Source organism: Acidocella sp. (assembly GCF_036489515.1).
Classification (GTDB): domain Bacteria; phylum Pseudomonadota; class Alphaproteobacteria; order Acetobacterales; family Acetobacteraceae; genus Acidocella.
In genome coordinates, this window is the sequence record NZ_DASXFO010000097.1 from 1 (window position 1) to 19,268 (window position 19,268).

Consider the following 19,268-nt stretch of genomic DNA (forward strand, 5'->3'; position numbering starts at 1 on the left):
TTTCAAAAAGCGGCCGCTTTCCTTTCATCAACACGGCGTTATTGTGTCGTGGACCCCGTCTTCCGGCATCCCCGGGCCAGCGGCACTGCTCGATGCCTTGTTTACCGGCCTGTCCTTATTGGCCGTGGTCACCGGAGCAGAAAAAAGCTATACTCGCCCGAGGACAGATCGAGGGGTGTGCATGCGGGTGAGTGTGGTCCAGATGTCGCCGACGGCGGACAAGACGGAGAACATCGCCCAGGCGCGCAGCTTGATTGCCGGTGCCGTGGCCAGCGAGCGGCCGGATCTGGTTGCCCTGCCGGAGATCTGGACCTGTCTCGGCGGCGTGCGGGAGACGAAATTCGCCGCGGCCGAGGCTCTGCCGGAGCCCGGCGGCACGGGCGGCGCGGCGTATGAATTCCTGCGTCAGATGGCGGTCGCCAACGGCATCCATGTGCACGGCGGGTCGATCGGCGAACTGGCCGCCGGGCAGCTGTTCAACACCAGCCTGGTGTTCGCCCCCTCCGGCCAGGAATTGGCGCGCTACCGGAAAATCCACCTGTTCGACATTACCACGCCCGATGGCACCGGCTATCGCGAGAGCGAGACATACGGCGCGGGGGACAAGGTCGTGACGTGCGACATCGCCGGCACCAAGGTCGGTCTTACGATCTGCTACGATCTGCGCTTCCCCGAATTGTTCCTGGCGCTGCGCCGCCGCCACGTGGATCTGATCATGCTGCCCGCCGCCTTCACGCTGCAAACTGGCAAAGACCATTGGGAAGTGCTGTTGCGCGCCCGGGCCATTGAGACCCAAACCTGGTTGGCCGCCCCGGCCTGCACCGGTCCGCACCGGGGGGCCAAGGGCGACATCCGCTACACCTATGGCCATTCGATGATCGTCGATCCCTGGGGCCATGTCGTAGCGCGTGCATCGGACGGGATCGGCTGGGCCACTGCCACCATCGACAAAACGCAAATGGCGCGGGTGCGGGCGGACATGCCGCTGCTCGAGCACCGCAAACTTGCATGACGCCGCGGCCTTGGGCGGTGCCGTGACGCCAACATCCATGGATATCGCCTTCGTCGCGGCGCAGACCGAGGCCGCAGAGGCCGCGCGCGACCGCTTGACCGCCCGCTACGGCTCCTCAGCGCCGAAAGACGCCGCCATCATCGTCGCCCTGGGCGGCGACGGATTGATGCTGGAATGCTTGCACAAGGTGCTCGGCACCAAGCAGCCGGTCTATGGCATGAATTGCGGCTCGGTCGGCTTCATGATGAACGAATATCACGAGGAGGACCTGCCCGGCCGCATCGCCCGCTCGCACTCCAGCGTGCTGCACCCGCTGCGCATGCACGCCGTCACCGCCTCAGGCGTGGTCGAGGAGGCAATGGCGATGAACGAGGTCGCCCTGCTGCGCCAGCTGCGCCAGGCGGCGAAAATCCGCATCAGCATCGACCATCGCGAGCGGCTGGCGGAACTCATCTGCGACGGCGTGCTGATTTCCACGCCGGCCGGCTCCACCGCCTATAACCTCTCCGCGCACGGCCCGATCATCCCGCTCACCGCGAACCTGCTGCCGCTCACGCCGATCTCCGCCTTCCGCCCACGGCGCTGGCGCGGCGCGCTGCTGCCCTCCACGGTGGACGTGCTGTTCGAAATTCTCGAACCGGACAAGCGCCCGGTCGCGGCGGTGGCGGATTTTACCGAAGTCCGCGACGTGGTCTCGGTGGCGGTGAGCGAGGACCGCAGCATTTGCGCCACCGTGCTGTTCGACCCGGACCGCGCGCTCTCGGAACGGATCATCGCGGAGCAGTTCACGGTTTAGGGCGGGCGCGGAAAAGGTCCCCTTCAGGATTTTGGTTTTCTGCGGTTTCTCGTCCGGGGCGTTTTCAGCACATCGGCCCAGAAGGAGGTGATGAGTCGATTGGTTTCGGCAACAGCAGCCTTTTGTTGCCGACGAGCCTCCGCCTTCCAAAGGCCGCTACCGACAGAAAAGGCGCGATTGGCATTGCTTAGCCAGATGCTCATGAAAGGATTCTTTTTCATCAGTGGATTACGCATTCAGACCTCCAGGTGAAATGGTTTGAAGCAGCCGAACAGCATCGCGGAGCCGGTTGCCTGCCACCTCCTTTAAGTGTGTCTGATCAGAGCGAAACGATAATGAAATTCGCACCAGGAAATAGCCACACGCCCCGGGCGACCGGAAGCTCTTGCTTGGCGTAGCCTCATTCTTTATTGCCCCGCCATGGCACAGCATTACTATACCGTTACATGGGACCAGCTGCACCGGGACGCGAAGGCGCTGGCCTGGCGGCTGCATGCGCTTGGCCCCTGGAAGGGCATCGTCGCCATCACCCGCGGCGGGCTGATTCCCGCGGCGATCATTGCCCGCGAGCTTGAATGCCGGCTCATCGAGAGCGTCTCGGTCGTCACCTATGACGAGGAGGAGCGCGGCGAGCCGGTGGTGACCAAGCCGCCGGCGGCAGCGGGCGATGGGGAAGGGTGGCTGATCATCGATGATCTGGTCGATTCCGGCACCACCGCCAAGCTGGTGCGCGCCCTGCTGCCGAAGGCCCATCTCGCCACCGTCTACGCCAAGCCAGCCGGCAAGCCGGTGGTGCATACCTTCATCACCGAGGTTTCCCAGGACACCTGGATCCTCTTTCCCTGGGATACCGAGCCGCAATTCGTGGCGCCGCTGGCCCGCAGGCCAGCCGAGTAAGAAAGGAAGGCTACTTTTTGTGAACAAAAAGTAGCAAAAAAACTTTATTAATTGGGGCCATGGGCGTTGTCGGTGACAACGCCCATGGCCCAGCATAGCCAAAAGTTTTTGCGCCGCTTTTTTCAAAAAGCGGCCGCTTTGCGTCGCCTGTAAAACTCCGGTAAGACCGTCAAAGTACGCCATGGGGCGTGCGCGTGGCAGGTGCTAGCCGGCCGCGTTGTTTGAGACGAGCGGCAGAACGGGGCTTTAGGAACGCAACCGGTCGAACCGCGCCGCTGCCGGTTTTCGTAACCGCGGCGTTTCCGGCCACATGGTCCGTGGTCTGTGAATCAGTGTTCGCACCTTCACAGCCAGACCCATGCCGCCCGAGGCGCCGCACAATCCCCGGTCGCACGCGAATTCACCGTTACCGCGTTTCTGAACCCGCTCCGACGCTTTTGGAGTGGTAGACATGTTCGATAAATATTTCCGCAAAGAGATGGACTGGGCCGGCAAGACCCTGATCCTGGAGACCGGCAAGGTCGCCCGCCAGGCTGACGGCGCCGTCGTCGCCTCCTATGGCGACACCGTGGTGCTCGCCACCGTGGTCGGCGCCAAGACGCCGAAGCCCGGCATCGACTTCTTCCCGCTGACCGTGAACTACCAGGAGAAGTTCTTCGCCGCCGGCCGCATTCCGGGCGGGTTCTTCAAGCGTGAAGGCCGTCCCACCGAAAAGGAGACGCTGGTCTCCCGCCTGATCGACCGGCCGATCCGCCCGCTGTTCCCGCACGGGTTCAAGAACGAGGTCCAGGTCATCGTCACGGTGCTGAGCCATGACCTGGAGAACGACCCGGACGTGGTGGCCCTGGTCGCCGCCTCTGCCGCCCTCACCATCTCCGGCATTCCGTTCTTCGGCCCGGTCGGCGCTGCCCGCGTCGGCTATATCGACGGCGCGTATGTGCTGAACCCGACCACCTCGCAGCGTGAGGAGAGCAAGCTCGACCTCATGCTCGCCGGCACCGAAGAAGGCGTGCTGATGGTCGAATCGGAAGCCTCCGAGCTCTCCGAAGAGATCATGCTCGGCGCCGTCACCTTCGGCCACGCGGCGTTCCAGCCGGTGATCCAGGCGATCATCGAGCTCGCCGAACATTCCGCGAAGGACCCCTGGGCCCTGCCGGAAGTCTCCGAGGAGACCAAGACGCTGACCGCCCGCGTCGACTCGCTGGCCCGCGCCGATCTGCGCGCCGCCTATACCGAGACGCAGAAGCAGGTCCGTCAGGAGAAGATCGGGGCCGCCAAGAAAGCCGCCGCCGAGAAGCTGACCGAGGAAGGTCTGGACGCCGATAAGGCGAAGGGGCTGTTCAAGGAGCTGGAAGCCGACATCGTTCGCAACAACATCCTGGACACCGGCCTGCGCATCGACGGCCGTGACACCAAGACCGTGCGCCCGATCCTGGCTGAAGTCGGCGTGCTGCCCCGCACCCACGGCTCGGCGCTGTTCACCCGCGGCGAGACCCAGGCGCTGGTCGTCGCCACGCTCGGCACCGCGCAGGACGAGCAGGTGATCGACGCGATCGAGGGCGAGTTCAAGGAGCATTTCATGCTCCACTACAACTTCCCTCCGTACTCGGTGGGTGAGACCGGCCGCATGGGCTCGCCCGGCCGCCGCGAGATCGGTCACGGCAAGCTCGCCTGGCGCGCGCTGCACCCGCTGCTGCCGACCAAGGAAGCCTTCCCCTACACGCTGCGCGTCGTCTCCGAGATCACCGAGTCCAACGGCTCCTCCTCGATGGCGACCGTCTGCGGCACCTCGCTGGCGCTGATGGATGCGGGCGTGCCGCTGGGGCGCCCGGTGGCGGGCATCGCCATGGGCCTGATCAAGGAAGATCGCGGTTTCGCCGTGCTCTCCGACATCCTCGGCGACGAAGACCATCTCGGCGACATGGACTTCAAGGTGGCCGGCACCGAGACGGGCGTGACCTCGCTGCAGATGGACATCAAGATCACCTCCATCACCCCGGAGATCATGAAGATCGCCCTGGAGCAGGCCAAGCATGGCCGTCTGCACATCCTGGGCGAGATGGCCAAGGCGCTGACCTCCGGCCGCGAGGGCGTTTCCGCCAATGCGCCGAAGATCGTCACCATCCAGGTGCCCAAGGACAAAATTCGTGATGTCATTGGCACCGGTGGCAAAGTCATTCGTGAAATTGTCGAGCAGACCGGAGCAAAAATCGACATCGACGATAGCGGCGCGGTGAAGATTTCCGCCGCCGACGACCGGAAGATCGAAGCCGCGATCGAAAAGATCAGAGGCATCGTCGCCGAGCCGGAAGTTGGCGTGATCTACACCGGCAAGGTTGTGAAGACCGCCGATTTCGGCGCCTTCGTGAACTTCCTGGGCGCCAAGGATGGCCTCGTGCACATCTCCGAACTGGCCCAGGGCCGCGTCGCCAAGACCACCGATGTGGTCAAGCAGGGCGACGCCGTGAAGGTGAAGGTCATCGGCTTCGACGATCGCGGCAAGGTGAAGCTGTCGATGCGCGTGGTTGACCAGGAGACCGGCGAGGACATTTCCGAGCAGGTCGGCGGCAAGGGTAAAAAAGACGCCGCTGAGTAAGCGGTAGAAAGTAGCCGCTTTTAAAAAAGCGGCGCAAAAATTTTTGCTCCGTTGGACCTGAGGCGTTGTCACCGACAACGCCCGTGGCCCAGCGGAGCAAAGTTTTTTTGCTACTTTTTGTTCACAAAAAGTAGTCTTCTCTTCGCCCTAAGCCACGTGTCTCAGCTGTGTGCTCCCCGTCATCGGCTGGCCGGTCGCGTCTGCGATGGCGGCCCGGAATTTTGCCAGATAATCCTGCAGATCCAGCCGTTTTTCCGCATAGGCCCGCGCCCCTCGGCGCAATTTTGCGCCCATCTTGCGATCTTCCAGCAGGTGCAGAATCTCGCTGGCCAGCGCGTTGGAAGCCAACGTCGGCACGACGCGGCCATTTTCCCCGTGATGCAAGAATTCCGTGACGGTCGCGGTGTCGCCGCCGATCACCGCGCAGCCGCACCCCAGCGCCTCCCGCAGCGACCAGGAGGCGACGAACGGGTAGGAGAGGTAGACGTGCGCATCCGAGCGCTGCAGCAAAGCGAGGTGCTGCGCATACGGCACTTTGCCGAGAAAATGGACGCGTGAGAGGTCGAGCCGGTGGCCCAGCTCGCGCAGCATCACCGTGCGCCAGGTGCCGCCTTGCGCCGGCGGCGCGCCATAGCTGATGCCATCGCCGCCGACGATCGACACCACCACATCGGGGCGGGCCAGAACAAGCGGCAGCGCACGCATGAAAATATGGAAGCCGCGATAGGGCTCCAGGTTCCGCGCCACGTAGGTCAGCAGCTTTTGCGCCGGCTGGACCGTCATGCCGCCAATTGTCAGGGGCCGGCGTCGCGCCGCCGGATCGGGGCGGCAGGCGGACAGATCAACCCCTTCCTCGATCACCCGGATCTGCTTCTGCGCCCAGCCGGGATAGGTGCTGTGCTGCCAGCGTGTCGGGGTCTGCCCGTGCTGGCCGAGCGTGAGCGCCAGAAGATTGGTGGCATTCTTGGCCCGCACCGCGCCGAAGCGCGCCGGCGGCATCGGGAATTCCGGGTCGTAATTCACGTCCGCGCCTTCGATGCGGTAGAAAAACTCGAAATAGCCGAGCATCGGCACGCCGGGAAACACGTCGGTGAGGTTCAGCATCTCGCCCCAGCCATGGTGGCCGATCATGAGATCCGGGCGGAAGCCCAGCGCCTTGATTGTTTGAGCACCCTCATAGGCGGCCTGAGCGCGGCGCATCGCCATCTCGTACTCGCGCAGCTCCGGAGGCGTGGACTCCGCCAGAACCGGCGGCCGCGCATAGGTCACCTTGCGCACCCCCGCCATCTGGTTGGGGTTCGGTTCGCTCATGAAGACGATCTGATGGGTGCCTTCGTGGGCCGCATTGTCGGCCAGCAGGCTGCGCACGATATGCAGATACTGGCCGGGGAAATTCTGGTGGACGAAGAGGAAGTTCACTGAAGAAAAGCGCTTCTTTTTGTGAACAAAAAGTAGCAAAAAAACTTTATGATGCTGGGCCATGGGCGTTGTCGGTGACAACGCCCATGGCCCAGCATCATAAAAGTTTTTGCGCCGCTTTTTTCAAAAAGCGGCCTCTTTCTAACCATGCCTTACCGCTTCGCCTTGCTGCGCTTGGCCTTAGGCGTCAGCGTGAGCTGAAACGCTTCCAGCGGCGCCAGGGTTTCGTCCTCGCAGGTTTCGTCATTTCCCACCGGCCCGACCGTTCCGCCGCCGACGAAACTCGCGCTGCAGCGCAGGTCATAGTGCTCGGCGGCGGCGCCGCTGAGCCGCACCCGCAGGCCCAGCAGCGGCAGCGCCATGCCGCGCGAGCCGCAATATTCGCCGGCCTCCGCCCAGGGCGAGAGCCAGCCGCGGCCCAGCAGCGCCTGGTAGGAGAGATCCTTGGGGTCGATCCCTTTCGGAGCATGGAGCGAAAACCCTTCGATCCACAGACTGCTGCCGCGTTCGCCGAGCCACGCGCCGAAGGCCGCACCTACATCGCCACGCGATTGGATATGCGCGACCACGTCCGAGTCCGCGGGGACGTCCGCCGGGGCGGCCCCGTTTGCCGGCATTTCGACCGCGCCCAGCAACTGCCGCACCTGCAATTTCGGTGCGCTCTCCGGCAGGTTCGGCAGCTGATAGATCGTCACCAGAACCTGCGCCGGCCCTTTGCGCACGCGCACCAGCGCGGCGTCGCCATCGGCGTTCAGCCAGCCATCGGGCCGAAAGCCGGTGATCTCCACATTCTGTGCACCGGAAGGCGGCGGTGAGACGCGCACGCCCGGCATGCCGTCCTGCCTTGTGCTCGCGGCCTCATTAACAAAGCAGAACAAACCGCTAGGCAGAGACATCATATGCGCGGTCACCCTCAGCTCCTGCACCGATGCCGCATTTTCTCCCACTCCTGGCAAAGGAGGCGTGTTTTTGGCGTCGTCCTTCGGCAGAATTTTGGCCTGTGACATAATGCCTCCCCAAGCACGGTGAGCGTTATTTATTTGGGCGTTACTTTTGGTAGCATAGTCACAACGAAATCAAAACGATATCGTTACGGTTTTCGTTAAAATTTGTGGTTCTTGTGGAAGAAAGCGGCCGCTTTTTAAAAAAAGCGGCGCAAAAATTTTTGCTAATCTGGGTCATGGGCGTTGTCGGCGACAACGCCCATGACCCAGATTAATAAAGTTTTTTTGCTACTTTTTGTTCACAAAAAGTAGCCTTCCTCTTCGCTTACGCTGGCTGCCAGCGGCACAGCACGTCATTGATCCGCGGGGCCGGCAGGCCCAGTGGCAGGCATAGCCCGCGCCCGGTCGCGCGCATCCGCTCGGCCTGGGCGCCGAGGTCGAACACCACGGCATAGAGACCTGCCTGCCAAGCTTCGCTCAGGGCAAAGCACCAGGTTTCCGGCCAGATCGACGGCAAGAAGGCGAGGTCCGGCCGGTGTTGTGCGATTAATGATAACACTTCGCCTTGCTCGTAAGGGCCGGTGACGAATACGCCGGCTTCGAGCAGTGCTGCGTCGTCGGCGCTGCTGCCGATGACGATGAATTCCAGCCCCAGCCGCCGCGCCGCCGCATCGCGTGCGCAGTCTAGCAGGACATGCAGATCCTTCGCCGGGCCGATGCCGCCGATCACCGCGACCCGCCGGAAGCCCCTCGCGGGCTTGCGCGGGGTCGGGAGCGAAAAATTCTCCCAGGGGGTGATCCGTATGCGGGCGTCGGGAAAATGCCGGACGATGCGCCGCGCTGCGTCGGCCGAGGGGGCGATGATGTCGCCTGCCGCGAACGCTTTTTCGCTCCGCGCCCGCAGGTCTGCCGCGGACAGCGTGGTGAACACGCTATCCGGCTCCGCCGCGCAGCAGGCGGCGCAGCCCTCGGGGCCCGGTTCGCCGCAATAATGGGGGGTTGAGCCGGCCGGGGTCAGAAGATTCACGCGCGGACAAAAGCTCGCATAGTCGTGGATGACGATGGTCTGCCGGATACCCAGAGCCGCAGCCAGATCGCGCACCTGCTCATGATGCCCGAGCGTGTGATGCAGCACGATTTTGGTCACGCGCAGAAGCCGCAGCAGGTGCAGCAAATCCTGCTCCTGTTGGGGGAACGAAAATACCAGGTTCGACTCTCCTTCTCCCTCGCAGAGCATCGCGGGCCAGGGGTAGGGCGTCCGCTCGGGGTTTCTGGGAAATTTCGGACGCAGCAGTAGCGGACGAAAGCCGCGCGCGTGCCAGTCCCGCCGCTCCGCCAGTTCCTGCCGCGCCACCCCGCCGCCATGGCTGTGCGTGATCAGCAGCACCGACTCCCGCTCCTCTTGCGTGGCGGCTAGGCGCTGCGCATCCAGCCGGGCGCGCGCGGGCCTCAACGGATCGGCGGCGATGTGCGCCATCACCAGCCGGCGATAGCCGGGATAAAGCCGTTCAAGGATGCGCAGATTGCGCCGTTGCAACGCGGCAGCGGCGGCGCCGAACGACACGCCGCCGATATGCGCGACATAGGCACCGGTCGCCGCGCGATGCGTAAACCCGGCCTGCCGGGCGCGCAGGCACCAGTCGTTCTCCTCGCCATAGCCTTGCGCGAAAATCTCGGCGCGGAACCGGCCGGCGGCTTTCAAGGCGTCATGGCGCAGATACAGGCAGAACCCGATGCCGGTGGGAATTTCCACGCTGTTCATCCCGTTGGCCAGGTGCGCCAGGTGATCGAGGCGGATCGTCTCCACAAGATCGGGCGGCTGGTTGCCTCCAAAGGGATGCGGGTAGCTGAGGATTGTCGCTTCGTTGGAAAAGGGCGTGACGCTGCCGGTATCGGCGCGCGCATAGGCCACCCGGCGCAGGGTGGCGATCGCCCCGGCTGGGATCAGCGTGTCGCTGTTCAGGAGCAGAACATCGCGCGCGCCGGCCGCTTTAAGCCCGGCATTGGCCGCGGCGGGAAAACCACGATTTTCGGCGTGGCGGACCAAAAGAATTCGCCCCGCTGCCGCCAGATGGTCGAGCCACGCGGCCAGCGCCGGTTCCGGTGTCGCGTCGTCCACTACGATGATCCGCGTCCGCCGCGTGACCGCGTCGAACAGCGCGCTCAGACAGGCCTGGGTCTCTGCGAGGCCGCGATACACCGGCACCACCACGCAAAGCGGATTTTTTGCAGGGAGCGCCACAGGCGGGGCCCCGCGTGTCCTGGCCGCGACCGGCGTCAGGGCCAAAAACGCCGGATCGACCGGGCTACCGGCGAGCGCGGCGCCATCCGGGCCGGTCACACGAAACGGCGGTGCGAGACCGCGCAACGCGTCCCAGCCCAGCCGGAACCGGTAGCGCGACAGGAACGGCGCGGCTCCGTCCGCGGTCCGTTTCTGGCCCAGCGGAATTTTTTGTTTTCGGCCCTTGGCGTCATGCAGAAACAATTCCGGGCGCAAGGGTGAGGCGGGTCGTGCCGCCCAACCGCAAAGTCCCGTTTTGTTGACCTCCACCACGCCCTCGACCCGGCGCAGAATTCTTAGGTCCGGCGCGCCGAGAATTTTCGGTCCGCCGCGGACCAAGATCTTCCCTTTGGCGGTCATGCCTTGCCAGCCACCATAGCCGGCTTGTTGCGCGATCCGGTCGGCGAGGGCGGTGAAGCCGGCCGTGGGGGTGATGCAGTGGCGTTCCAGCAGGGCGGACAAGGCGGCAGCAGCGCCGGAATCGTCGCCGCGCCGGTGGCGGGCCAGAGCCAGGCCGAGCCATACCGCAGCAACGTCATAGGTCGCGGCCAGTGAAGTCAGCGCGGCGATGTCGGCGCGGCGCGCCATTAGGGTAGAAAGGGAAGGCTACTTTTTGTGAACAAAAAGTAGCAAAAAAACTTTGCTGCGCTGGGCCATGGGCTGTGTCGGTGACAACGCCCATGGCCCAGCATAACAAAAGTTTTTGCGCCGCTTTTTTCAAAAAGCGGCTGCTTACTTAAACTCATGGCTCAGGAACGGCGTCATCAAGCCTGCCCAGCTCGGCCGTGACGTCCACCCCAGCTTGTTGCGCGCGCAGCAGCCAGATACGGGCGGCGGCAGGGTCCGGCTCGGTGGCGATCCCACGCAGCAGAAATTTGCCGAGCATCAGCGCCGCCATGGGATGTCCGTGCGCCGCCGCCGACTGGTACCAGAAAAAGGCCAAAGAGGGGTCGGCTGGAATATCATGGCCGCCGCCATGCAGCGCGCCGAGCGAGAACATCGCCCCGGCATGGCCGCCTTTGGCCGCGCGCTCATAGAGACGCCGCGCCGCGTCGTGGTCCCGTGGCCCGCCGCTCCCGTGCAGGTGCAGTTCCGCCAGCTTGATCAGCGCCGGGGGGAAATTCAGGTCCGCCGCCTGTTCCAGCCAGCGCCGCGCTTCCGCCAGGTCGGGCGCGACGCCGCGCCCCTCCGCCAGCATCACCGCGTACCAGTAGCGCGCGTTCACCACTGAAGCGGCGGCGTGGCGGAACCAGCCGGCGGCGCGGGCCTCGTCCTTCGGCAGACCGACGCCCTCCGCCAGGCAGACCGCGAAATTGAACGCGCCGATCATGTCGCCGGCTTCGGCGGCACGTTCGAACCATTCATGCACTGCGATAGGGCCGGTCAGTTGCGCATGGGTGCGGCCGCTCAGCAGCACTGTGGCGAGATCGGCCTGGGCCACCTCGTCGCCGGCCTCGGCGGCGCGGCGGAACCAGACGGCGGCTTCGTCGGCGTCACGGCCGACGCCCGCGCCGGTCATGTACAGCACGCCCATGGCCCGTGCGGAATCGCGATGCCCGGCCTCGGCGGCGCGGCGGAACCAGAGCGCCGCCTCGGCGTAATTCGGCGGCAGTTCGCTGGCGCTGGCATAAAGCTGGGCGATGGTCACCGCGGCTTCGACATCCCCGGCAAGTGCTGCGCGGCGCAGCCAGGATTCGCCCTGCAGCCGGTTCGCCTTCAGCCCCATCCCGAGGAACAGCATGGCGCCGTATTTCGTCTGGGCGGTGATGATGCCGCCCTGCGCCGCCAGGCCGTAATAGGTGGCGGCGCGCGTGGCATCGGCCTGCACGCCGATCGCCTTCTCGTAGATCAGCCCGAGATAATATTGCGCGGTGGGCAGGTTCTCATCGGCGGCCTGGCGGATATGCGCGATGGCGGCGAACGTGTCCGCATCGGTTTTCGCGCCATGGAGCAGAATGACGCCGAACCCGAGATGCCCGCGCGCCGCACCTGCCTCCGCCGCCTTGCCGTACCAGAAGCTCGCCCGGGCGGCGTCGCGCAAAGCCTCCGGTCCCACGGCGTAGATGAAACCAGCCATCACCTGCGCTTCGACATCGCCTTCCGCCGCCGCCAGCAGGGCCCAGCGCAAGGCGGTGGCGAAGTCGGGCTCGGCGTTCTCCCGGTGGAACAAAGCAGCGTCGGCGCCGCTTTCGCGATGCCCCGCCATGGCCAGCCCGGCCAGATGGCGGCGCGCGTCATTGTCGCCCTTCTCCGCGGCGCGGCCGAACCAGCGCGCCGCCTCTGCCGGGTTGCGCGGCACCGCCTCGCCCAGCAGGTAGCAGCGGCCGAGTTCACGCTCCGCCACGGTGAGGCCGGACGCGGCGGCGACCGCCAAAAGTTTGACGGCCCGCAGCTTCTGGCCCTGCGCCTGCAAAGACTGGGCCCGCGCCAGCGCCGCGTGCGGCTTGCGCGTCGCCAGCCGGTCGATGAGCGTCAGCCCCGCTACTGGCATGGCACAGTAAGCAGCCGCTTTTTAAAAAAAGCGGCGCAAAAATTTTTGTTGTGCTGGGGCATGGGCGTTGTCGGCGACAATGCCCATGCCCCAGAGTCATAAAGTTTTTTTGCTACTTTTTGTTCACAAAAAGTAGCCTTCCTCTTCGCTTTAGGTCGGCTCATGCAGGCTCCCTGAGACGACCGGCAGGATGCGTTGCAGGAAATAGTTCAGCACCGTGCGGGTGCCGACTTTCATATCCGCCTCCACCGGCATGCCGGGAACGAGGCGGAAGCCGGGCGGCGGGTTATGCAACTGCACCCGGTCGAGCGAAATCTGCACCCGGTAGTAAAGCTCCTGCGGTGCCCCCGGCAGGGGCGTGCCGCTGGCGAGCGGCGCCTGCGTGTCGAGCGGGTTGAAACTTTCCGGGCTGATCGAACGGACCGTGCCTTTGGCCGTGCCGTATCGCAGGAAGGGCAGGGTGTTGAATTTGATCGTCACCTCATCGCCGACCCGCACGAAGCCGGAATCAGCACCGCTCACATAGGCTTCCACGTTCAGCTTGGCATCGATGGGTGTCAGGGTCATCAGCGTCTGTCCGGGCTGGAGCACGGAGCCGACCGAGATCGGCGCGACGGACTGCACGATGGCGTCGCGGGGCGCGGTGAGGTCGACCTCCCGCTCGTTCAGCTGCGCCTTGGCCAAAGCCTGCTGCGCCTGTTCCAGGCTGTCGATGGCCTGTGCCAGCTGTTGCGAGATTTGCGCCCTCCATTGCTGGTCGAAGCCGTCGCGCTGCGCCTGTTGCGAGGCCAGCTCGCGCTCATTCGCCGCGGCGGACGACACGGCGCTGGCAAGCTCGGCCTGCATGTTCACGCGGTCGTCGGTCGCGGCCAGCGTGTCCAGCTTGCTGCCGACCTGCAGGTTCTGCAACTGGTGGCGCATCGTTTCGATATTGCTGGCGATGCCAAGACGCTGCTGGTAATAGGCCGCCTGGGCGTTGAACCCCGCGATATCGGTGCGCAGCTCGCTGATTTTCGCGTTATAGCCCTGCATGGTGAAGTTATACTGGCCCATTTGCTGGCGATAGGTTTGCAGTTGTAGCAGCGACGCCGGGTTGGTGGGATCGGGGATATAGGGCTTGCCGTCTTCCTGCGCCTGCAGTTGCGCCACCTGTGCGGCGTAGTTCTGCTGCTGCGCGGTCAGTGCCGTCAGGTCGGCGCGCGCATAGGTCGGGTCGAGCCTGGCCAGAAGCTGGCCTTGTCGCACCAGAGCTCCGGGCCGGACCGTGATGCTGCGCACAATGGACGGCACCTGATTCGCACTGAATGCCTGCACGATCGTATCCGGTGCCGCGGCCACCAGATCGCCAGGGGCGTTGACCAGCATGTCCACTGGCATGAACCCCGAAGCGGCCACAGTACTCAACACCAGGGCGCTGACGCACCAGTTGATGCTGCGCCCCATGACCGGCAGTTTGGTGGCGATGATCGCCGCCGTCGGCGACTGGAACTCCAGCAGCGCCGGCGGCGGGGTTTCCGGCGTGGTGTCAGGTGCCGGGCGTGAGAGCAGGCTTTTGAGCATGGGCGTTTCCCTGCGGATCGAGGTGCCGGTTTTGTTGCAGCCAGAGATGCCGATAGATGGCACAGAGCTCGACCAGCTCGCGATGCGGGCCGATATCCACGGTCCGGCCCTGCTCGAGAACCATGATCTGGTCGCAGTCGAGCAGTGAGGAGAGCCGGTGTGAGACGATCACCATGGTCCGTCCCGTGGCGATGCGCAGCAGGTTGGCGTTGACCAGCGCCTCGGATTCCGGATCGAGCGCGCTTGTGGCCTCGTCGAGGATCAGCACCCGCGGGTCGGCCACCAGCGCGCGGGCGATGGCGAGGCGCTGCTTCTGCCCGCCGGAAAGGTTCGGCGAGCCCTCCTGGATGAAAGTGTCATAGCCGTTGGGCAGGCGTTCGATGAACTCTTCAGCGCCGGCCAGCCTTGCGGCCCGCACCGCATCCTCGAAGGACAGGCCCGGCCGGCCGGCGAGGATGTTGTCCCGCACCGAGCCGCGGAACAGAAAATTATCCTGCAGCACCATGCCGAAGCTCTTGCGTAAATGCCGCAGGTTGATTTCGCGCAGATCGGTGCCGTCGATGCGGATCGTCCCGGCATAGTCGCGGTTGATTCCCTGCAGAAGCCGCGTCACGGTGGATTTGCCCGAGCCCGACCGTCCCACCAGCCCCAGCATCGTGCCCGCCGGGATCTGGAAATTCATTTTGTCCAGAGCTGGGATTTTCGCGCCTTCATAGCGGAAGGTGACGTCGGTGAATTCGATGCCGCCGGCGAAGCGCGGCCGCAGCCCGTGGGTCAGCGCCCGCCGCTCGTTCGGCCGGTTCAGCACCTCGCCCACCAGGCCGATGGCGGCGCGCGCGCGCTGCACGTCCTCCATCACCGTGGCGAGGCTGACCAGCGGCCCGGCCACCCGGCCGCCGAGCAGCATGTAGCCGGTGAGCGAGCCGACATCGACCGGATTGTTGGAATGGATGGCGAGATAGGCGCCGAGCATCATCGCCCCGTATTGGCAGTAGCGCTGCAGCGGCATGGCCAGGCTCGCCGGCCAGTTGGCGAGCCGGCCGGCGGCGATGATCGCCTCCGCGGTGTTGGCCACCTTGCGGTCCCAGTCGGCATTGCGGGCCGGCTCCAGCGCCAGCGCCTTGACCGTGCGGATGCCATAGATGCTCTCCACCAGCACCGAGCCTTTCGCCGCCTCCGCCGCGATGATCTTGCCGGTCATGTGCCCCAGCGGGCGGAGGAAGAGGGCGATGATCACGGCGATCAGCGAGGCTGCGATGAGCACAGTCCAGGCCAGGGTCGCGTTCAGATAGAAGAGCAGCGGCAGCAGCAGCGCCACCATGAACACGTCGATGAAGGTGTTCATCAATTTGCCGGTGAGAAATTCCCGCACGTGATGGATCTGCCCGACCTTGTGGGCGATCTGCCCGGCCTGCTGGCGCTCGAAAAACTCGATCGGCAGGCTCACCAGCCGCTCGAAGATCAGTAGGTTCAGCCTTGCGTCCAGCTTCGCCGCCAGCACCACTTCCAGCAGCTTGCGGCCGAAGCTCAGCAGCACCTCGAACGCGATGCAGAGCACCAGGATTACGATCACCAACGCCAGCGTGTTGCGGCTGTTGTACTGCACCACCGTGCCGATGGTACGCATCACCAACAGGATCGGCACGACACTGAGCACGGTGATGGCGATCGAGCCGATCGCGATGTCGCGCAGGATGCGCCGGTCGGACCAGACCAGCCGCGCCAGCATGGCGAAATTGAAGGCGCGCTCCTCTTCGCCCTCCCGCGCCGCGCGGACCAGCAGCACCGCGCCGTCCCAGGATTGTCGCAGCCGCAATTCATCCACCGCCTGCGGCGGATCGCCCGGCGGGCCGCACGGGTCGCGCAGCAGCACCACCTGCCGTTCACGGTCGCGCCCCACCGCCAGCGCGGCGCCGCCATCGTTCAGCAGCAGAATGATCGGCGCTGGCTCGTCCACGCCCAGCAGATGCCGGAAGGTTATCTTGCTGCCGCGCGCCCACAGGCCGGCCTCCTTCAGCCATTCCACCAGGGCGGCCGGGGGCGGAACGGCGTTTTCCGTCAGCCGCAGCGCTTCCGGGTCAAGCTCGACGCCGTGATAGCGCGCGACCTGCACCGCCGCGGCGAGGCGGGCGGATTCGTCCGGTGGCAGGGCGCATGGCTCGCCTGGGGCGGTGTCCGGCGGAGGAAAATTGGTCACGCGCTTCATCCTTCCGTCTATCGCGGGATCGGAACGACTTAAAATATGTTCATTGAGTATGGCTTAATCGTTATGACTTAACAACAAATGTATCGGGCACAGCTTGGTTGCCTCAAAACGGTATCAGACTTACCTTGCGATCCGGCCGGAAGCGGTTGCTTGACGGCGTCTAAAATAATGTCAAAAACTTCATCTTTGTGTTCCTCTGCCGCGCCCCAGCCTCTTGGGTGGTTTGAATTGCCACCCCGAATCTGTCTCCTTGGGCTCGGGGCGCTCGGCATGGACGCAAGGCGCGCATCACGGGGGTTCGCATGGAAATTCTGAACGCGACTGAAGCGGATCTCGAAGACGCGCAGGCGATTTACGCGCACCACGTTCTGCACGGCACCGGCACGTTCGAAGAGGTGCCGCCTTCGCTCGAGGAGTTCACGCAGCGCTACCGGACGATTACCGAGGGCGGCTATGCCTGGCTGCTGGCGCGCGACGCCTCAGGTTGCCTCGGCTTTGGCTATTACGGCGCGTTCCGCGCCCGCAGCGCCTATCGCTTCACGGTTGAGGACAGCGTCTATGTGCGCGAAGGGGTGCGCGGCCAGGGCGTCGGCAAGGCGATCGTCGCAGCACTGGTCGCCCACGCGACCCAAGCAGGGTTTCGCCAGATGCTGGCGCTGATCGGCGATTCCGAGAATGTCGCCTCGGTCGGCGTGCATGCCAGCCTCGGCTTCCAGCCGGTCGGCACGATGCGCCGCGTCGGCTACAAGTTCGACCGCTGGCTCGACGTGGTGACGATGCAGAAGACACTGACGCGCGGTTAGCAGGGAGCAAAGGAAAGGCTACTTTTTGTGAACAAAAAGTAGCAAAAAAACTTTGCTATGCTGGGCCATGGGCTGTGTCGCCGACAACGCCCATGACCCAGCGGAGCAAAAATTTTTGCGCCGCTTTTTTAAAAGCGGCCGCTTTCTTTTCTTGCCTTACATTCTCTCGAAAGACCGGAACCTTTCCCAATCGGTGACGGCGGCGTTGAACACGTCCTGCTCCACCTGCGCCATGTTGGCGTAATGCGCCACCACATCCGCGCCGAACGCCGCCTGGGTGAAATCGCTTGTCGCGAACAGGCGCTGGGCCTCGTGCAGGGTTTTCGGCACGCGTGGCAGCTCGGCTTCATAGGCGTTGCCGGTGAAGACCGCGGCCAGGGGCAGGTCGCGCTCAATGCCGTCCAGCCCGGCGGCGATCATCGCGGCGAGCGCCAGATATGGGTTCACATCCCCGCCCGGCAGCCGGTTCTCCACCCGCAGCGCCTGGCCATGGCCCAGAACGCGGAAGGCGCAGGTGCGGTTGTCCATGCCCCAGGCGAGCGCGGTGGGCGCGAAGCTGCCGGCGGCGAAGCGTTTATAGGAATTGATGTTCGGCGCGTAGAACAGCGTGAGAGCCGGCGCATGCGCCAGCAGCCCGGCGAGGAATTTCAAAAACAGCTCTGACGGGCTGTGCCCGTCCGCGGCCAGAAAGGCGGGCTCGCCGGCAGCGTCGCGGAGCGAGAGGTGGATGTGGCAGGAATTGCCCTCGCGCTCATTGAACTTCGCCATGAAGGTGAGGGCGTGGCCGGCTTCCGCGGCGATCTCCTTCGCCGCTTCCTTGTAGATGACATGCTGATCCGCCGTGACCAGCGCCTCGCGATAGGCGAAGGTGATCTCGTGCTGCCCGAGATTGCATTCGCCCTTGGAGTTTTCCACCTGGATACCGGCTTCCTCCATGGCGTTGCGGATTTTCCGGATCACCGGTTCTACCCGCGCGGTGCCGAGGATGGAGTAATCGTTGTTGTACTGGTTCGCCGGGGTCAGGCCGCGATACGCTTTTTCCCAGGCCTCCTCATAGGAATTGCGGAACAGGATGAATTCCAGCTCGGTGGCGGCGAAGGCGGTGAGGCCGTGCGCGGCCAGGCGCTCGAGCTGGCGGCGCAGCATGGTACGCGGCGCCATCGCGACCGGGCGGTGGCCGGCCAGTTCGAGATCGCAGAGCACGATCGCTGCCCCCTTCTGCCAGGGGGCGAGGCGCAGCGTGCTCAGGTCCGGCGCGAATACGAAATCGCCATAGCCCTGTTCCCAGTTGGCGAGCGCGTAGCCCGGCACCGGGCGGCATTCGACATCAGTCGCCAGTAGATAGGCGCAGCCTTCCGCGGCGGTGTGGGAGAGGAAGAATTTCGGCATCACGCGCTTGCCTTGCAGCCGCCCCTGCATGTCCGGGGCGGCCAGGATGATCGTGTCGATCTCGCCGCGTTCGGTCATGGCACGCAATGTGGGCAGGCTGAGGGGCTGTGAGCCGGGCATCGCTAGATCCTTGAAAATCAAAGCAGCCGCTTTTTGAAAAAAGCGGCGCAAAAACTTTTGCTATGCTGGGCCATGGGCGGTGTCAGCGACAACGCCCATGGCCCAGCATAACAAAGTTTTTTTGCTACTTTTTGTTCACAAAAAGTAGTCTTCCTTTTTCACTTGTCTGGGCAGAATTGAGCGCTCTACCGGCCCGGTGTGGCGCTGTGGAAGCTGGGCTCGAAGGCCGTTTCCGGCGGGGCCAGGGATTTCATCAGGTCGAACATGCGTTTGCGCATCGCCGGGTCGGTGATGCGGTAATAGGCGCGCACCAGTTCCAGCGTTTCGCGCTTGGTCAGCTGGTCGTCGACCCCGGAGGCGAAGGGCTCCTGCGGCTCGGCGAAGCCATACATGCGGCCGCGCGGGCCGGAGACCGGGCCTTCCGACATGCCTTCGGGCATATCCTCGAAGAAGAAGCTGATCGGCACATCCAGCACGCGGGAGATGTCGAACAGGCGCGAGGCGCCGACCCGGTTCACACCGCGCTCATATTTCTGCACTTGCTGAAAGGTCAGGCCGAGCGCGTCGCCAAGCCGCTCCTGGGACATCCCCAGCAAGGTGCGGCGCAAGCGGATGCGCGATCCGACATGGATATCGATCGGGCTGGGACGGCTTTCACGTTCCGGACGATCAGCATGTTCTTCGGCCATGAGACTCATCTTCTCCAACAAGGGCGGCGAATCGCTCCGGCGCCAAGACTTTTCCGGCGATACCC

The 19,268-nt window shown here is 64.5% G+C and carries 14 protein-coding genes; 5 read left to right on the plus strand and 9 right to left on the minus strand.

The features are described 5' to 3' along the window. The first annotated feature begins 181 nt into the window (after positions 1–181). Entirely contained in the window at positions 182–1,012 is an 831-nt protein-coding gene (locus VGG47_RS14275; RefSeq protein ID WP_331539806.1) for a carbon-nitrogen hydrolase family protein, read from the plus strand. Between the two features lie 37 nt (positions 1,013–1,049). Continuing rightward, positions 1,050–1,808: an NAD kinase gene (locus VGG47_RS14280; protein WP_331539808.1), complete on the plus strand. Its 759-nt coding sequence runs from the start codon at positions 1,050–1,052 to the stop codon at positions 1,806–1,808. 23 nt (positions 1,809–1,831) lie between these two features. Here the strand turns inward: VGG47_RS14280 and VGG47_RS14285 are convergent, their stop codons facing one another. Next, the gene (locus VGG47_RS14285; protein ID WP_331539718.1) at positions 1,832–2,044 is read right to left on the minus strand and encodes a hypothetical protein; all 213 of its coding nucleotides are present in this window, start codon (positions 2,042–2,044) and stop codon (positions 1,832–1,834) included. A gap of 184 nt (positions 2,045–2,228) precedes the next feature. Here VGG47_RS14285 and gpt point away from each other — a divergent pair, with 184 nt between their 5' ends. Beyond that, positions 2,229–2,705: a xanthine phosphoribosyltransferase gene (gene gpt, locus VGG47_RS14290; RefSeq protein WP_331539720.1), complete on the plus strand. Its 477-nt coding sequence runs from the start codon at positions 2,229–2,231 to the stop codon at positions 2,703–2,705. Positions 2,706–3,156: 451 nt separating this feature from the next. Further along, the gene (gene pnp, locus VGG47_RS14295; protein ID WP_331539722.1) at positions 3,157–5,301 is read left to right on the plus strand and encodes a polyribonucleotide nucleotidyltransferase; all 2,145 of its coding nucleotides are present in this window, start codon (positions 3,157–3,159) and stop codon (positions 5,299–5,301) included. Between the two features lie 147 nt (positions 5,302–5,448). On the opposite strand, the gene VGG47_RS14300 is transcribed toward pnp, so the two are convergent. The 6 genes from VGG47_RS14300 to VGG47_RS14325 all read right to left on the minus strand — a co-directional run bounded on the left by VGG47_RS14300 (position 5,449) and on the right by VGG47_RS14325 (position 16,193). Continuing rightward, the gene (locus VGG47_RS14300; protein ID WP_331539724.1) at positions 5,449–6,720 is read right to left on the minus strand and encodes a glycosyltransferase; all 1,272 of its coding nucleotides are present in this window, start codon (positions 6,718–6,720) and stop codon (positions 5,449–5,451) included. Positions 6,721–6,872: 152 nt separating this feature from the next. Beyond that, positions 6,873–7,727: a hypothetical protein gene (locus VGG47_RS14305; protein ID WP_331539726.1), complete on the minus strand. Its 855-nt coding sequence runs from the start codon at positions 7,725–7,727 to the stop codon at positions 6,873–6,875. Positions 7,728–7,989: 262 nt separating this feature from the next. Next, positions 7,990–10,533: a glycosyltransferase gene (locus VGG47_RS14310; RefSeq protein WP_331539728.1), complete on the minus strand. Its 2,544-nt coding sequence runs from the start codon at positions 10,531–10,533 to the stop codon at positions 7,990–7,992. A 154-nt stretch (positions 10,534–10,687) separates the two neighbouring features. Continuing rightward, complete coding sequence (locus VGG47_RS14315) at positions 10,688–12,436, minus strand: tetratricopeptide repeat protein (protein ID WP_331539730.1); 1,749 nt, start codon at positions 12,434–12,436, stop codon at positions 10,688–10,690. A gap of 150 nt (positions 12,437–12,586) precedes the next feature. Beyond that, entirely contained in the window at positions 12,587–13,996 is a 1,410-nt protein-coding gene (locus VGG47_RS14320) for an HlyD family type I secretion periplasmic adaptor subunit (RefSeq protein ID WP_331539732.1), read from the minus strand. Beyond that, positions 13,962–16,193, minus strand: coding sequence for a peptidase domain-containing ABC transporter (locus VGG47_RS14325; RefSeq protein WP_331539734.1), 2,232 nt, complete (start codon positions 16,191–16,193; stop codon positions 13,962–13,964). The genes VGG47_RS14320 and VGG47_RS14325 overlap by 35 nt, the downstream gene beginning before the upstream one ends. A gap of 311 nt (positions 16,194–16,504) precedes the next feature. Here VGG47_RS14325 and VGG47_RS14330 point away from each other — a divergent pair, with 311 nt between their 5' ends. Then, on the plus strand, positions 16,505–17,005 hold the full coding sequence (locus VGG47_RS14330; protein WP_331539736.1) for a GNAT family N-acetyltransferase: 501 nt from the start codon (positions 16,505–16,507) through the stop codon (positions 17,003–17,005). A 156-nt stretch (positions 17,006–17,161) separates the two neighbouring features. Here VGG47_RS14330 and VGG47_RS14335 read toward each other — a convergent pair whose 3' ends face one another. Next, entirely contained in the window at positions 17,162–18,514 is a 1,353-nt protein-coding gene (locus VGG47_RS14335; protein WP_331539738.1) for a glutamine synthetase family protein, read from the minus strand. Between the two features lie 185 nt (positions 18,515–18,699). Continuing rightward, positions 18,700–19,203, minus strand: coding sequence for a helix-turn-helix domain-containing protein (locus VGG47_RS14340; protein ID WP_331539739.1), 504 nt, complete (start codon positions 19,201–19,203; stop codon positions 18,700–18,702). Positions 19,204–19,268: the final 65 nt, after the last annotated feature.

Coding starts and splice junctions, on each gene's coding strand:
- VGG47_RS14320 (WP_331539732.1), bottom strand. CDS start 13,996: ATGCTCAAAAGCCTGCTCTCACGCCCGGCACCTGACACCACGCCGGAA.
- VGG47_RS14280 (WP_331539808.1), top strand. CDS start 1,050: ATGGATATCGCCTTCGTCGCGGCGCAGACCGAGGCCGCAGAGGCCGCG.
- VGG47_RS14340 (WP_331539739.1), bottom strand. CDS start 19,203: ATGGCCGAAGAACATGCTGATCGTCCGGAACGTGAAAGCCGTCCCAGC.
- VGG47_RS14305 (WP_331539726.1), bottom strand. CDS start 7,727: ATGTCACAGGCCAAAATTCTGCCGAAGGACGACGCCAAAAACACGCCT.
- VGG47_RS14310 (WP_331539728.1), bottom strand. CDS start 10,533: ATGGCGCGCCGCGCCGACATCGCCGCGCTGACTTCACTGGCCGCGACC.
- VGG47_RS14335 (WP_331539738.1), bottom strand. CDS start 18,514: ATGCCCGGCTCACAGCCCCTCAGCCTGCCCACATTGCGTGCCATGACC.
- gpt (WP_331539720.1), top strand. CDS start 2,229: ATGGCACAGCATTACTATACCGTTACATGGGACCAGCTGCACCGGGAC.
- pnp (WP_331539722.1), top strand. CDS start 3,157: ATGTTCGATAAATATTTCCGCAAAGAGATGGACTGGGCCGGCAAGACC.
- VGG47_RS14285 (WP_331539718.1), bottom strand. CDS start 2,044: ATGCGTAATCCACTGATGAAAAAGAATCCTTTCATGAGCATCTGGCTA.
- VGG47_RS14315 (WP_331539730.1), bottom strand. CDS start 12,436: ATGCCAGTAGCGGGGCTGACGCTCATCGACCGGCTGGCGACGCGCAAG.
- VGG47_RS14330 (WP_331539736.1), top strand. CDS start 16,505: ATGGAAATTCTGAACGCGACTGAAGCGGATCTCGAAGACGCGCAGGCG.
- VGG47_RS14275 (WP_331539806.1), top strand. CDS start 182: ATGCGGGTGAGTGTGGTCCAGATGTCGCCGACGGCGGACAAGACGGAG.